Here is a 15072-nt window from a genome sequence, read left to right as displayed (position 1 = left end):
TGCCGATCAGCGATAGTGAGCAGCGTTTCATCAGCATCCTCCTATTCGATCCCGCGACAGATATGCGCAGGAAAGGCCAGTATGCGGGAGGCGGCAGGAGATGCGAAGTCACGAATGGGTGAGCGCGCGCGCCGATGGCATTGGCGGTGACGGGAAAGCGGATATTTGCACTAGGAAACCCGCTCCACAAACCCGTCCAGCACGCGCTTCTGGCCGGCCCGGTCGAATTCGATCGTCAGCTTGTTGCCTTCGATGCCGGTGATGTTGCCGTTGCCGAACTTGAGGTGGAAGACGCGGTCGCCGGTCTTGAATTTCGACGGTTCCGAGGTCGTGGACTTGGCCACCAGTTCGCCGTCGATCGTGCGGGTCTTCGGGCCGCTTTCGCCGTAGCCGATGCGCTCGACGGAATGGCCGGAGCGTGAGCCCCAGTTGTCGCGCGTGGCGTCGTTGCGGTTTTGCTGGGCGCGTTTCCAGCCGGGTGTAGAATAGGAGTTGGCGAAGGGCTCCGCCTTGTCGAAACGGGACTGGCCATAGCCGCCGCGGCCGTAACCGCCATAGCTCTGCTCGACTTCCGCGACCTCGACATGGGTTTCCGGCAGCTCGTCGAGGAAGCGCGAGGGGATGGTCGATTGCCAGAGACCGTGAATGCGGCGGTTGGAGACGAACCAGATGTGGCAGCGGCGCTTGGCGCGGGTGAGGCCGACATAGGCGAGGCGGCGTTCCTCCTCCAGCCCGGCTCGGCCGGTCTCGTCAAGCGAGCGCTGGTGCGGGAAGAGGCCTTCTTCCCAGCCGGGCAGGAAGACGGTTTCGAATTCCAGGCCCTTGGCGGAGTGCAGGGTCATGATCGAGACGGCGTCGAGGTTTTCGTTCTGCTCGGCATCCATGACCAGCGAGACGTGCTCGAGGAAGCCGCGCATCGACTCGAAGCTCTCCATCGAGCGGATCAGTTCCTTCAGGTTGTCGAGCCGGGTCGGGGCGTCGGCCGACTTGTCGTTCTTCCACATGTCGGTGTAGCCGGACTCTTCGAGGATCTGTTCGGCGAGCTCGGTATGTGGTGTGTTTTCAAGCCTTTCCTGCCATCTGCGGAAAGATTGAATCACGTCGAACAGGGCTTTTCGCGCCTTCGGCTTCAGCTCGTCCGTCTCGATCATGTCGGCTGCCGCCGACAGCATCGGGATGTCGCGGGCGCGGGCATAGTCGTGAAGGGCGCGGACGGTGGTGTCGCCCAAGCCGCGCTTCGGGGTGTTGACGATGCGCTCGAAGGCGAGGTCGTCGGCCGGCTGGGCGACGAGGCGGAAATAGGCCATGGCATCGCGGATCTCGAGGCGCTCGTAGAAACGCGGGCCGCCGATGACACGGTAGTTGAGCCCGAGCGTGACGAAGCGATCTTCGAACTCGCGCATCTGGAAGGACGCGCGCACCAGGATTGCCATGTCGTTCAGGGCATGGGGCTGGCCGGAGGCGCCACCGCGCTGGAGCTGTTCGATCTCCTCGCCGATGGCCCGGGCTTCCTCCTCCGAATCCCAGGAGGCGTGGACCTGCACCTTGGCGTCCTCGGAGTTGCTGCGGTCTGTAAAGAGCGTCTTGCCGAGGCGGCCTTCGTTGTGGGCGATGAGGTGGGCAGCGGCACCGAGGATGTGTTCCGTGGAGCGGTAGTTGCGCTCCAGCTTGATGACCTTGGCGCCGGGAAAATCCTTCTCGAAGCGCAGGATGTTATCCACCTCGGCGCCGCGCCAGCCATAGATCGACTGGTCGTCGTCGCCGACACAGCAGACGTTCTGCAGCTCGCCCCTGGGACGCTGGGCGAGAAGCCTCAGCCACATGTACTGGGCGGTATTGGTATCCTGGTACTCGTCGACGAGGATGTAGCGGAAGCGCTGATGATATTCCTTGAGAAGATCGGGAGTCTTTCGAAAGATCGCGATCGGATGCATCAGCAGGTCGCCGAAGTCGCAGGCGTTCAGCGTCGAAAGACGTTGCTGGTAGGCGAAGTAGAGTTCGCGGCCCTTGCCGTTGGCAAATGCGCGGGCGTCGCCTTCCGGGATGTCGGCGGGGCCGAGGCCCTTGTTCTTCCACGTATCGATCATGCCGGCGAACTGCTTGGCCGGCCAGCGCTTGTCGTCGAGCCCCTCGGCCTGGATCAGCTGCTTGACGAGGCGAACGACGTCGTCGGTGTCGAGGATGGTGAAATCGGAGCGCAGGTTGACCAGTTCGGCGTGGCGGCGCAGCAGCTTGACGCCGATCGAGTGAAACGTGCCGAGCCACGGCATGCCTTCGACCGCGCCGCCGACGAGCACGGCGATGCGCTCCTTCATCTCGCGGGCGGCCTTGTTGGTGAAGGTCACCGCGAGGATCTGCGAGGGATAGGCGCGGTTGGTGTTGAGGATATGCGCGATGCGGGTGGTCAGCACCCGCGTCTTGCCGGTGCCCGCGCCCGCGAGCACGAGGACGGGGCCTTCCAGCGTTTCGACGGCTTCGGTCTGTTCAGGGTTCAGACCGGAGAGGTAGTCCGGCCGGCTGCCGCCGCTGCGGGCTGCCATGGCGCGGGCGGCGAGCCCTCCTGTGGCGGGAGCTGCGGGGGCTTGCTGCTTGCGCGGCGCTTCGCCCGGCTCTTCATCGAAGAAGGGAATATCGTCGAAACTATTGCTCATGGCGCGTAATGTAGTGATTCGGGATGGAAAGACCAGAAAAGATGTTCTGGTTTCATTCTCGGAAGCCGACTGTCCTCAGGCAGTTTTCGATTCGGGCGCCGAAAGTGCTGGCATGCACGCAACGCGGCGAGATCGAGCATGATCGGTGTCGTCCTGCGTGGAAGACCCGGCCGTTGGCCGGGCCTTCGGCTCGATGTCAGCTTTTGATAAAGGTCAGAACGTCGGCGTTGAAGCGTTCCGGCTCCACCTGGGCGAGGCCGTGGCTGCTGCCTTCGTAGACCTTCAGGATGGCGCCCTTGACGATCTTCGAACTCTTGTGCGCCGCGGCGACGATCGGCACGATCTGATCGTCGGAGCCGTGGATGAAGAGGGTCGGTTTGTCGATCTTCTTCAGGTCCTCGGTGTAGTCGACCTCGGAAAATTCACGGATGCAATCGTATTCGCCCTTGATGCCGCCGGCCATGCCCATCAGCCAGAAGCTCTCGCGCAAGCCTTCGTTGATCTTGGCGCCTTCCCGGTTGAAGCCGTAGAAGGGCATCGTCAGATCACGGAAAAACTGCGAACGGTCGAGCGCTGTGCCCTTGCGGATGCCGTCGAAGACGTCGAGCGGCAGGCCCTCGGGATTTGCTGCAGTTTTCAGCATCAGCGGCGGGACGGCGCCAACCAGCACGACCTTGGCGACACGCTTTGTGCCATGGCGGCCGAGATAGTGCGCCACTTCGCCGCCGCCGGTGGAGTGACCGATCAGGATCAGGTCCTTGAGGTCGAGCTTTTCGATCAGCTCCGCCAGATCGTCGGCGTACTGATCCATATGATTGCCTTCCCAGGTCTGGGAGGACTTGCCGTGGCTGCGGCGGTCGTGGGCGATGACGCGATAGCCGTTCTGGCCGAAGAACAGCATCTGTGCTTCCCAGGCGTCGCCCGCGAGCGGCCAGCCATGAGAAAAGAGGATCGGCTGGCCGGTGCCCCAATCCGTGTAGAAAATCTTCGTTCCGTCCTTGGTCGTTATCTTCGGCATGGGTATCATCCTTCCGTGTTGATGAATGGCAGCCGTTTCGGCAGTGCTCGACGCGGTTCTAGCAGCGGCAGAGAACATGGTAATGACAGGAAACAAAAGCGTTATTTGACGTAGGTCGCGAAATTCTCCAGACAACAGGCCGGATGCCATTCGGCAGGTACGGACCGGTCACTCAGGATTGATATTACAATTCTGTAATAGGAGGCCAATTCGCTTGCCGGTGGCCCGCAAAGCGACAATATTGTCGCAGTTGCGCGGCAATTTGCCTCGCATACGCCTCTTTCGATCGACCCTGGACAACCTCGTGTCCCTCCGGAGACGTTAATGCCTTTTTGGAAGCAGTTTGCTCTTTGCCTTGCCCTCGCCGTGGCCGGCTTCGCCGGATGGGTCTTCTTTGTGCCCGGTGCCGGCGATACACTGCGCAGCGCCGGCGTTCCGAGCCGTCTTCTCCCAACCGTCGCGCCAGCCGAAAAGGCCTCCGGGTCAGCCGATCAGGGAACCGGGCAACGCCGCGGGGGCAACGGGGCCGTTCTGATCGCAACGCAAGCCGTCGTGCGCGGCACCGTCAACGACCAGCTGAGTGCCATCGGCACGGGCGACGCCATCCGGTCCGTCGCCGTCACACCGCAGGCGAGCGGAACCGTGCGGGAAATCCTGATCAAGTCCGGCGACAAGATCACCAAGGGGCAGGTGCTTGCGAAGCTCGACAGCGAAGAGCAGGTGATCGCCAAGGGACAGGCGGAGGTGACGCTGAAAAGCGCCGTCGAGAAATCCAGCCTTTATCACAACATCAAGTCCAGCGTTTCGCGTATGGACGTATTCGATGCGGAAATAGCCGAGCAAGGGGCGAGGCTGCAGCTGCAGGCTGCCGAACTCAATCTCGAACGCCGCAATATCGTTGCCCCGATCGATGGCATCGTCGGGATCATCCCGGTGAACATCGGCGACAACGTCGCGATCACCACACCCATCGCAACGCTCGATGACCGCACGGAGATCCTTGTCGACTATTGGGTGCCCGAGCGGTTTGCCAACACGATTTCCGTTGGGCAACCGGTCGAGGCAACGTCGGTGGCGCTGCCCGGGCGGGTATTTTCCGGCGCTGTCGAAGCGATCGACAATCGCATCGATGCGGCGAGCCGAACGCTGCGCGTGCGTGCACGCATCGACAACGCTTCGGACGAACTGCGCGCCGGCATGTCCTTCAACGTCGGTATGAAATTTGCCGGCGACCGGTATCCCGCGGTCTATCCGCTTTCGGTCCAGTGGGATTCGGAAGGCGCCTTTGTCTGGCGCGTCGACGACGGTCGGTCGAAAAAGGTGCGCGTCAGCATCGTTCAGCGCAACCCGGACTTCATTCTCGTCACGGCAGATCTCAAGGACGGCGACGCGATCGTCACCGAGGGGCTGCAGCGGGTCCGCGAGGGTGGACAGGTGCGCGTCGCCGATCAGGTTGCTTCCAGCGGGGAGCTGACCCAATGAACGTGGGCGACATGGACGAGAAGCCGGTCTCGGGCAAGCAAAGCTTCACCGCCCTCTTCGTACGCCGGCCAATTCTGGCCCTTGTCTTCAACACGTTGATGATCGTCGCCGGACTTGCCGCCTATGTCGGTATCGAGGTTCGCGAGCTGCCGGACGTCGACCGGCCCGTCGTAACTGTTCGAACGACCTTCGATGGGGCGTCGCCGCAGACGATCGACCAGGAGCTGACGAAGGTGATCGAGGGCGCGGTCGCGCGGGTGAGCGGCCTGAAGTCTATCTCGTCGAGCTCACAGTTCGGCCAGAGCAGGGTTACTCTGGAGTTTTCGGATTCCATCGATCTCGCCGTCGCCGCAAATGACGTGCGCGATGCGATCGGCCGGATCACGGACAGGTTGCCCGAGGACGCCGACGCGCCGCAGATCGTCAAGGCGGATTCTGATTCCCAACCGATCATGCGTCTCGCCGTCACCTCCACCAAACTCAACATGGACGATCTCACCCTCCTGGTGGAGAACGAAGTGGTCGACCGGCTGGCGTCCGTCGAGGGCGTTGCCGACGTCGAAAGCTACGGCGACCAGGAGAAGGTTTTCCGCGTCGACGTCAACCAGAGCGAACTTGCGAGCCGTGGCCTGACGGTCGGCGATCTCACCAAAGCGCTCTCGAGTGCCGCCCTCGACGTGCCGGCCGGATCGCTGAAGAGCCCGACGCAGACGATCGTCGTCCGCGCCATGGCGAGCCTTCAAACGCCCGAGGATTTCGCCAACGTCATCCTGCAGAACCGGGTACGGCTTGGCGATGTGGCCAACGTCACGCTCGGACCGCGCGACGGGCAGACGGCGCTACGCTCCAACGGTGTTCCGGGCATCGGACTTGGTATCATCCGCCAGGCGCAATCGAACACGCTGAACATCTCCAACGGCATCAAGGATGCCGTCGCGCAGCTTTCCAAAACGCTGCCGGAAGGCACGCGGATCGCCATCACCAGCGATGACGCCGTTTTCATCCAGGGGGCGATCCACGAGGTCGTGCTGGCGCTCATCCTCGCCGCGGTCATCGTCACGGCGGTCATCTACCTGTTTCTGCGGGACTGGCGCGCCACGATCATTCCGGCAGTCAGCATGCCCGTGGCGCTGATCGGTACGCTGGCGGCGATCTACATGGTCGGATTTTCGATCAACATCCTGACACTGCTGGCCATCGTGCTGGCGACGGGCCTGGTCGTGGACGATGCAATCGTCGTTCTGGAGAACATCGTTCGCCGCCGCAGCGAGGGCATGGGGCCGCGTGCAGCCGCCGTGCTCGGTACGCGCGAAGTCTTCTTTGCGGTCGTTGCCACCACTGCGACGCTTGCCGCAGTGTTCATTCCGCTGTCGTTCCTGCCGGGGCAGGTGGGTGGCTTGTTCCGCGAGTTCGGCTTCGTTCTCGCCTTTTCGGTCGGTCTTTCCTCGATCGTGGCGCTGACGCTCTGTCCGATGCTGGCGTCGCGCATGCTGACAAAGGAGATGCTTGAAGATCACGGGCTTCTCGGCCGGTTCGGCGACCTCTTTGCCCGAGCCTACAAGGCGGGTTTGCGTGCCTGCCTGAATGCGCCGTTCGTCGTCGTCGTGTTTTCGGTGATGTTTGCCGCCGCCGCCGTGCTGGTGTTTTCGACGGTGAAGAGCGAGCTGACACCAGCGGAGGACCGGGCGATGGTGATGATGCGGCTGACGACGCCGCAGGGATCGAGCCTCGAGTATACCCGCGACAAGTTGCAATTGGTCGAGGAATACCTGCAGCCCCTGGTGGACAGCGGAGATATCCGCAACATCTTCTCGATCTCGGGTCAGGGTGGGCAGGCCAATAGCGGCTTCATGGTCCTGACGCTTGCCCCGTGGGGCGATCGTCACCGCACGCAGTCCGAGATCGTTTCCGACATCAATCGTGCCGCCAGCAAGGTGCCGGCGCTTCGCGGCAATGCGATACAGTCAAACAGCCTTCGCATCCGGGGTGCCGGCAACGGCGTGCAGATGGCGTTGATCGGCAACAATCACGAAGCCCTCACGGCAGCTGCAGTGCAGTTGGTGCAGGTGCTCGATGCCACCGGGCACTACGACACACCGCGGCTGACGAACGAGCCGTCACAGGCTCAGGTGTCGGTGACGATCGATCGCGAGCGTGCTTCCGATCTCGGCATCGACATAACAGGCCTTTCCATGGCCATGCAGTCGCTGCTTGAAGGCCGTTCCGTCGTCGATGTGTTCGTGAAGGGCGACGCTTATCCCGTTCTCCTGACGTCCAGCACCCGCCCGCTGGACGATCCGACCGATCTCGAGAACGTCTTCCTGAAGACGGGCGACGGCAAGATCGTGCCGATGTCGGTGATCGCTTCGCTGGTCGAGAGTTCCGTCGCGCCGGAACTCAATCGGGAACACCAGCTCGCATCGGTGGCAATAGCCGCAGGTCTCAAGAACGGAATGTCGCTCGGCAATGCCGTGAAAGAGGTGACGGAACTCGCGCAGCCGCTCATGCCGCCCGGTGCACGCCTGCTGCCGCTCGCCGAGGCCGCAACGCTGGAAGAGAACTCGAGCGGTATGGCACTCACCTTCGGCTTCGCGATCGTCATCATCTTCCTGGTGCTGGCGGCCCAGTTCGAAAGCGTGCTCTCCTCGGTCATCATCATGTCGACGGTGCCGCTCGGTCTTGCCTGCGCCGTTTTCGCGCTTGTCATCACGGGATCCAGTCTCAACATCTACAGCCAGATCGGGCTCGTGCTCCTCGTCGGCGTCATGGCGAAGAACGGAATCCTCATCGTCGAGTTCGCCAATCAGCTGCGCGACCGCGGCGTGGACGTGCGCACATCCATCGAGAGAGCCTGCGAGCTGCGCCTGCGCCCCGTGATGATGACGATGATTGCAACCATTCTTGGGGGCGTTCCGCTGGTCTTCGCACAGGGTGCCGGCGCCGAGGCCCGCATTGCGCTTGGATGGGTGATCGTCGGCGGACTTGGTTTTGCAACGCTGGTTACGCTCTTCATCACCCCCGTTGCCTATCTGCTGGTTGCCCGCTTCGCCAAGCCTCACGCCCACGAAGAGGCGCGCCTGCACGAGGAGATGGCCCATGCGTCGCGGCCGCGTGCCGTGACGAAATCGGGGCGGCTGGAAGCTGCTGAATGAGGGCTGCAGACTGCGGGAGGAGTGCCTATGGTTTATGGCAGGTTGGCAAACACGATAAATAATCCCTCACCCTTAGTTGTTTTTTAAGCATGCGCGGTAATCATAAGCCGTAGAAACCGAAAGGATCCTCCAGCGTGTAGGAGGACCGCTGGCGCCGTTGTTTGGCGCTCCCGGACATGAATGTCCGCGGTACCGGTTCATTTGTATCAGTTGCGTATTGTTGTGTTCGGAGTTCAGTATCCGTGAGTATTTATCGGCGCACCTCAGTGGATGCCGCGCTTTATGTATTGCGTGACATCGGTCGTAGTATGACAGAGACCCAAAGGCAGGTTACGACTGGCCTCAGGGTCGAGAAGGCGTCCGACAACGGCGCCTATTGGGCGATCAGTTCCATACTGAAGTCCGACCAGGCAGCTCAATCGGCGATCCGCGATGCCCTCGGCCTGGCTGCGGCGACAATGGACACCGCCAACGCCGCGATCGACAGCTCCATCGATCTCGTCAGCCAGATCAAGGCCAAGCTCGTTGCCGCAACCGAATCCGGCGTCGACAAGGACAAGGTCAACGACGATATCACCCAGCTGAAGGCGCAGCTGCGCTCGGTTTCCCAATCGGCGACATTCAATTCGGACAATTGGGTGGCGATCGACGATGCGGACGATCCGTCAAAACCCAGGGAGATTCCGGCATCCTTCACTCGCTATGCCGATGGAACCGTTTCGGTCGGAACGCTGAGCTACGATGTCGATCTTGCTCCCGTGGGTTTGACGTCCTCAAAGGACGCGCGATACCTTATCGACGATCGCACGACCGGAACGGGAGAATACGGTGTCCTCACATCGCAGTATTTCTCGACGGAAGCGGGCGCCTCCCAGAATTACGTCATGTTGAAGAGCGCGGGCAATACGACCGGGCAGGTCGAGATCGGCGTGTCCGCAAGCACGACGTCGAGCCAAGTCAACGAAATGATTGCCGTCGTCGACAAGATGCTCGGTCAGATGACCACCGTCGGCGCGTCCTTCGGGGCGCTCGAGAAGCGCATCACGCTGCAGAACGATTTCGCTCAATCTCTCGACGACTCCTATTCGCGCGGCATCAGCCGGTTGATCGATGCTGACATGGAGGAACGGTCGAGCCGCCTGACGGCGCTGCAGACCCAGCAGCAGCTCGCCCTGCAGTCACTCAACATCGCCAACGCCACCTACGACACCGTCCGACAGCTTTTCCAGAACCTCTGAAGCCCGTTCGTTTTCGAACGCCGTCCGCCATTGCCGGCGGGCGGCGTTGCTTCGCGCCGTGTGTAACATAATTGCGATGACCAACCTCGGCGTCTGTGCAATTCACCGAATTTCCAGTATCGAAGGCAACTGCTTCATTTTGTTGCCGCATTCCTTAATACTGCTCGCATCACCATTCGAACTGGAGATTTGCCTGTCCATGATCAAGAAATTCATACTTTTGGCCATTGCCGCGACCTACCTCAGCGCATGCACCACGACCGACCCCTATACGGGCCAGCAGAAGATGTCGAGCACCTCGGGCGGCGCGCTGCTCGGCGCCGGGGTTGGCGCGCTGGCCGGCCTTGCCGTCGGCGGCTCGCCGGTCGGACGGCGCAACGCGGCGCTGATCGGCGCGGGCGTCGGCGCGCTCGCAGGCGGCGCGATCGGCAACTACATGGACCAGCAGGAATCCGAACTGCGTGCGCAGCTTCAGGGCACCGGTATTTCGGTCACCCGAAATGGCGACAACATCATCCTCAACATGCCGTCGAACATTACCTTCGACGTCGATCAGGATGCCGTGAAGTCCGGTTTCTATCCGACGCTGAACTCGGTCGCGATCGTCCTGCGCAAATTCAACCGCACGCTGATCGACGTCAACGGGCACACCGATTCCACGGGCAGCCTGCAGCACAATCAGGATCTGTCGCAGCGCCGAGCCATGTCGGTCGCCGATTATCTCGGCACGCAGGGTGTCGACGCGCGCCGCGTTTCGGCCGTCGGCTTCGGCCCGTCGCAGCCGGTTGCTTCCAACGCGACGGAAGCCGGCCGCGCACAGAACCGACGCGTCGAAATCCAGATCGCTCCGGTCACCCAGAGCTGATCAGAGGCGCATCCAGAGACAAACGGCCGGCAGTCGCCGGCCGTTTTTCATTACTGATGCATCGTCGCACCCTTGGTGATCTTGTCGACGATCTTCTTTTCCGCCCTCATGGCGATGCCCACGACCTTGGCGTCCTGCGGTCCATACTCGGCAAACACAGCCCGGTTGGCGACGTCGTGGCCGGTCGCGAACATCTCTTCGATGAACAAGGATGAGATGATGCCTCGCTCCAGCGAACGGCGGTGGATCGTCGACATCGTCTCGTCTCCCGCCGAGAGGACGATGATTGGCTGGATCGACAGCGGATTGTAGAGATTGCCGGTGCGATCCTTGTAGGCTTCGCCCAGTATCTCCGGGTTCTGACCGGCAATGCCGCTCATCAGGAAGGCGGTGACATTCAGCTTCTGCCAGGATTGAAGATTGTTTCGCAGGACGATCGCAATTTTGGTATCAAACATAGCCCAGTCTCTTTCATGCGGGTTCGAAAGTCGCGTTGAGCCAGGATCTAAACAGTCACGTCTTCGAGGGTCTTGAACGTTTGTGCACCGAGCGCAGCGCGGACGGCATCACGACTGCGCCTGCCTTCCCCGGCATCGAGCGCATCGAAGCGCAATTCGCCGGCAACGCGTTCGAGCCGCACCGACACGACACCTACGCGCTCGGGGTGACGATCAAGGGCGTGCAGGCTTTTTCCTATCGTGGCGAGCGGCGGTTCAGCCTGCCGGGGCAGGTGATCGTCCTGCATCCCGACGAAGAGCATGACGGCGGTGCCGGAACCAATGACGGGCTGCAATATCGAATGCTCTATCTTGAGCCCTCGCTCGTCGTCGACTGTCTCGAGGCACAGGGGATCGGACTGCCTTTTGTCGATGAGCCGGTCATCGGGGACCGGCTGTTGGCAGGCACGCTGCTGGCAGCGCTTGGCGAACTGGACCGTGAACTCGATGAACTGTTTGTCGACGATTTTAACGAGGGTGGCGGGAGGCCTCGCGAGGCATGCCCACACGCCGGAGCGGCCGCTCGGCAACGTGGCGTGGCGCAGAGCGCGACTGGCGCGGGAATACCTTGAGGCACATGCCACAAGGACGGTTCGTTCCGGCGAACTCGAGGCGGTGACGGGCCTCGACCGCTTTGCGCTGGCGCGGCACTTTCGTGCAGCCTTCGCCACCAGCCCGCATCGCTATCTCCTGATGCGTCGCCTGCAGCGGGCGCGCGCGATGATCGGTTCGGGAGACGGACTGGCAGAGGTGGCGGCCGCCACAGGCTTTGCCGACCAGAGTCATCTCAACCGCCACTTCAAGAAGGCCTACGGCATGACGCCCGGCCAATGGGCGGGCCTCAGGCGGGATTTTCCGCCAGACCCGAGCGTCGGGCAATAAAACGGGCGAGCATCGGTCCGGTAAACAGGATCACCAGAAAACGGCCCGTCTGCATGGCCATGACGAAAGGCACGTCGACGTCGCTGGATGCCGCGATGATGGCGACGGAATCGGCGCCGCCGGGGCTGGTGGCGAGGTAGGCCGTCAGGGGATCGACGCCTGCGAACCTGTGCAGGGCAAAGGCCATGCAGCCGCACAGCGACATCAGAAGCACGATGGAGCCTGCCACGCGGGGCAGGGCACGGGCTGCGTGCATGATGATGCCGCGCGTGAAGCGCAGGCCGATGCTCCAGCCGATCAGCGCGTAGCTGATCGCCAGCAGCCACATCGGCAGTTCGATCCTAAGAAGGCCGAGGCCCTGCAGCAGCGAGCCCAGCGCCAGCGGAACGATGATGGTGCCCCCCGCAATGCGAAAGCGAACGGCGGCGTAGGCGGCCAGACATGTCAGCGCGATCGTTGCTGCAAGGGCTGGCCAGTCGACCGGCGGAAAGAGGATCAGCGCCGGCGGTTCGCCGCCGTCGGCCGCGACCCAGAGGCGGGAGACGACGGAGGCAGCGACTGCAACGAAGACGACGCGCAGGTACTGCATGAAGGCGACAAGGCGCGCATCGGCTCCATAGGCCTCGGACATGATGACCATCGCCGATGCCGCGCCGGGAGACGACCCCCAAACGGCCGTCGTTCCCGGCAGAACCTGCCAGCGCGTCAGCACCCAGCCGAGCAGGGCAGCAATGACGATGACGGAGAAAATCATCGATAGGAAAAGCGGTGCGTCCGTCGCCATCGTCTGCAGGATGTCCACCGTGATGGCTCGCGCCATGAGCATGCCGACGAGCGCCTGGCCGAACAGCAACGGCCAGCGTGGGATACGAAGCGAACCCTGGCCGACGGACAGCGCAAGGACGATCGCGGCGACCATTGGTCCGATAAGCAGGGAGGCAGGCAAGCCTAGCATTTCGAGGCCGACAACGAGAACCGTCGACATGAACAGCAGCAGCGCCCAGCGCGGCGGGCTGAGCTTTCGAAGCAGGCTGTCGACGTCTTTCAACGGTATCATCCCGTTACTGTCCTGCCGGCGGATACCCCGGTCGATGCGACGCGGAGCAGGGGGACCGCAACTGGCTGAGCGAAAAACCGGCTGGAGACGCCGAATGGATCGAGGCGGTATAGGCTGGGGCGATACCGGGGGTCAATTGCGAAAATCTGCCTGCGAACGTCTTCAGAGCCGGACATGTTCTGCCAGAAAATCAAGCAAGGCGCGAACGCGCGCGGGCAGCGGACCGCCCTGGCCGATGTAGACGGCATGGAATTCCTCGGTTTCGCCGGGATTGATCTCCTCGAGCACCGGGACCAGCCGCCCGGCGTCGACGTCTGCGCGGACGGCGAAGGCGGTCAGCCGTGCAAGACCGGCACCCGACAACGCCATGTATCGCATTGCCTCGCCGTCCCCGACCTGAACGCCCGGCGTGACCGGCAGCGTCACGGTTTCGCCGTCCTGTCTGACGGGCCAGCCCTCGACACTCCGTGCATAGGAAAAGCCGATGCGGCAGTGGCCTTGCAACTCGGAGGCGGACCCCGGTGTGCCGTGGCGCTGCAGATAGTCCGGCGACGCGACGATGATCTTGCGGGCGGCGCCGAGCTTGCGGGCAATCAGGGTGGAACTCCTCAACGGCCCGGCACGGATGGCGACATCGGCTCGATCGTCCAGAAGGTCGATAACCCTGTCGGTGTGCGAGACGTCGAGCGTAACGGCTGGATGGAGTGCGAGGAAATTCGGGACGAGCGGTGCCAGGACGTGATTGCCGAACGATCCGCTGGTGTTGATGCGGATGGGGCCGGCCGCGCGCTCGCCGGCCGAGGCGTAGCGCTCGGCCTCGGCGATATCGGCGAGGATCGAGACGCTGCGCTCGTAGAAGGCGCAGCCTTCCGGCGTCAGCTGCAGCTTGCGGGTCGAGCGATGGACGAGGCGAGCGCCGAGACGGGTTTCAAGCCGCCCAACAAGCTTGCTGACGGCCGAGGGCGTCATGCGGCAGGCTCGAGCGGCGGCCGAGAAGCCACCGAGTTCGACCGCACGAACGAAGACCTCCATCTCTCCCGACCGGTTGACGTCCTGGCGGCTCATGTTGAATTCAATTCATCAATGGTGTTCTTGGTGGCAATCTATATCCCCGTAGGTACAGTGTCTATCTATCTCTAAACAACAGGAGACAGACCATGGAATACAGAAATCTCGGTTCCTCAGGCCTCAGAGTGCCGGTCTTGAGTTTCGGCGCAGGAACCTTCGGCGGCTCGGGGCCGCTGTTCGGCGCCTGGGGCAATACGGACGCCGCAGAGGCACGGCGCATGGTCGACATCACCCTGGAAGCCGGCGTCAACCTCTTCGACACGGCAGACGTCTACTCTGCCGGTGCCTCCGAGACGGTTCTCGGGCACGCGATCAAGGGGCGGCGCGATGCCGTGCTGATTTCGACCAAGATGGCGTTGCCGATGGGCGATGGCCCGGCCGACTGGGGCACGTCTCGGGCGCGTCTGATCCGCTCGACCGACGAGGCGCTCAAGCGGCTCGGAACGGACTACATCGATCTGCTGCAGCTTCACGCCTTCGATGCAACAACCCCGGTCGAAGAGGTGCTGGCGACGCTGGATGGGCTGATCACTGCCGGAAAGATCCGCTACATCGGCGTGTCGAATTTTGCCGGATGGCAGCTGATGAAGTCGCTCGGCGTTTCCGAACGCCACGGCTATCCGCGCTACGTCGCGCACCAGGTCTACTATTCGCTGGCTGGTCGCGACTACGAATGGGAACTGATGCCGCTCGGCGCCGACCAGGGTGTCGGGGCGCTGGTCTGGAGCCCGCTTGCCTGGGGACGTCTCACAGGCAAGATTCGCCGGGGCCAGCCGTTGCCCGAGGGAAGCCGCCTGCATCAGACTTCGGAGTACGGGCCGCCGGTCGACGACGAAAAGCTTTACGACATCGTCGACGCGCTCGATCAGGTTGCGCAGGAGACAGGCAAGACCGTTCCGCAGATCGCGCTCAATTGGTTGATCGGCCGCCCGACGGTCGCAAGCGTCGTCATCGGCGCACGCAACGAGGAGCAACTGCGGCAGAACCTCGGCGCAGTCGGCTGGTCGTTGTCGAAGGAGCAGCTGGAAACGCTGGACAAGGCGAGCGCCGCTGCCGCGCCGTATCCCTACTTCCCGTACCAGCGACAGGAGGGTTTTGCCCGGCTCAATCCGCCTCTTGTCTGAGGCAGCCCGCGCAGGCCATCTACGCCGATTCTTGCACT

Annotated in this window: 10 protein-coding genes and 1 pseudogene; 6 read left to right on the top strand and 5 right to left on the bottom strand. The window is 62.6% G+C overall.

The window, feature by feature from the left end:
• Positions 1–170 precede the first annotated feature (170 nt).
• Positions 171–2651, bottom strand: coding sequence for an ATP-dependent helicase (locus ASC97_RS15090; protein ID WP_057469103.1), 2481 nt, complete (start codon positions 2649–2651; stop codon positions 171–173).
• Between the two features lie 196 nt (positions 2652–2847).
• Complete coding sequence (locus ASC97_RS15085) at positions 2848–3669, bottom strand: alpha/beta fold hydrolase (protein WP_057469102.1); 822 nt, start codon at positions 3667–3669, stop codon at positions 2848–2850.
• Between the two features lie 324 nt (positions 3670–3993).
• Here ASC97_RS15085 and ASC97_RS15080 point away from each other — a divergent pair, with 324 nt between their 5' ends.
• The 4 genes from ASC97_RS15080 to ASC97_RS15065 all read left to right on the top strand — a co-directional run bounded on the left by ASC97_RS15080 (position 3994) and on the right by ASC97_RS15065 (position 10406).
• On the top strand, positions 3994–5151 hold the full coding sequence (locus ASC97_RS15080) for an efflux RND transporter periplasmic adaptor subunit (protein WP_057469101.1): 1158 nt from the start codon (positions 3994–3996) through the stop codon (positions 5149–5151).
• A complete protein-coding gene (locus ASC97_RS15075) occupies positions 5148–8303 on the top strand; it encodes an efflux RND transporter permease subunit (RefSeq protein ID WP_057469100.1) in 3156 nt (1051 codons plus the stop codon). The genes ASC97_RS15080 and ASC97_RS15075 overlap by 4 nt, the downstream gene beginning before the upstream one ends.
• A 242-nt stretch (positions 8304–8545) precedes the next feature.
• On the top strand, positions 8546–9541 hold the full coding sequence (locus ASC97_RS15070) for a flagellin N-terminal helical domain-containing protein (RefSeq protein ID WP_057469099.1): 996 nt from the start codon (positions 8546–8548) through the stop codon (positions 9539–9541).
• 199 nt (positions 9542–9740) lie between these two features.
• Positions 9741–10406, top strand: coding sequence for an OmpA family protein (locus tag ASC97_RS15065; RefSeq protein WP_057469098.1), 666 nt, complete (start codon positions 9741–9743; stop codon positions 10404–10406).
• A gap of 50 nt (positions 10407–10456) precedes the next feature.
• On the opposite strand, the gene ASC97_RS15060 is transcribed toward ASC97_RS15065, so the two are convergent.
• A complete protein-coding gene (locus ASC97_RS15060) occupies positions 10457–10864 on the bottom strand; it encodes a DUF2000 family protein (RefSeq protein ID WP_057469097.1) in 408 nt (135 codons plus the stop codon).
• 35 nt (positions 10865–10899) lie between these two features.
• Here ASC97_RS15060 and ASC97_RS15055 point away from each other — a divergent pair.
• Positions 10900–11785: pseudogene (locus ASC97_RS15055) on the top strand (AraC family transcriptional regulator).
• On the opposite strand, the gene ASC97_RS15050 reads toward ASC97_RS15055, so the two are convergent.
• The gene (locus ASC97_RS15050; RefSeq protein WP_057469096.1) at positions 11745–12842 is read right to left on the bottom strand and encodes an AbrB family transcriptional regulator; all 1098 of its coding nucleotides are present in this window, start codon (positions 12840–12842) and stop codon (positions 11745–11747) included. The pseudogene ASC97_RS15055 and the gene ASC97_RS15050 overlap by 41 nt on opposite strands.
• A gap of 162 nt (positions 12843–13004) precedes the next feature.
• Complete coding sequence (locus tag ASC97_RS15045) at positions 13005–13907, bottom strand: LysR family transcriptional regulator (protein ID WP_057469095.1); 903 nt, start codon at positions 13905–13907, stop codon at positions 13005–13007.
• Between the two features lie 92 nt (positions 13908–13999).
• On the opposite strand from ASC97_RS15045, the gene ASC97_RS15040 reads away from it, so the two are divergent.
• The gene (locus tag ASC97_RS15040; RefSeq protein ID WP_057469094.1) at positions 14000–15034 is read left to right on the top strand and encodes an aldo/keto reductase; all 1035 of its coding nucleotides are present in this window, start codon (positions 14000–14002) and stop codon (positions 15032–15034) included.
• Positions 15035–15072: the final 38 nt, after the last annotated feature.

This window comes from Rhizobium sp. Root1203 (assembly GCF_001424945.1).
Lineage (GTDB): Bacteria > Pseudomonadota > Alphaproteobacteria > Rhizobiales > Rhizobiaceae > Rhizobium.
This window is presented reverse-complemented; position numbering and strand designations above follow the sequence as displayed.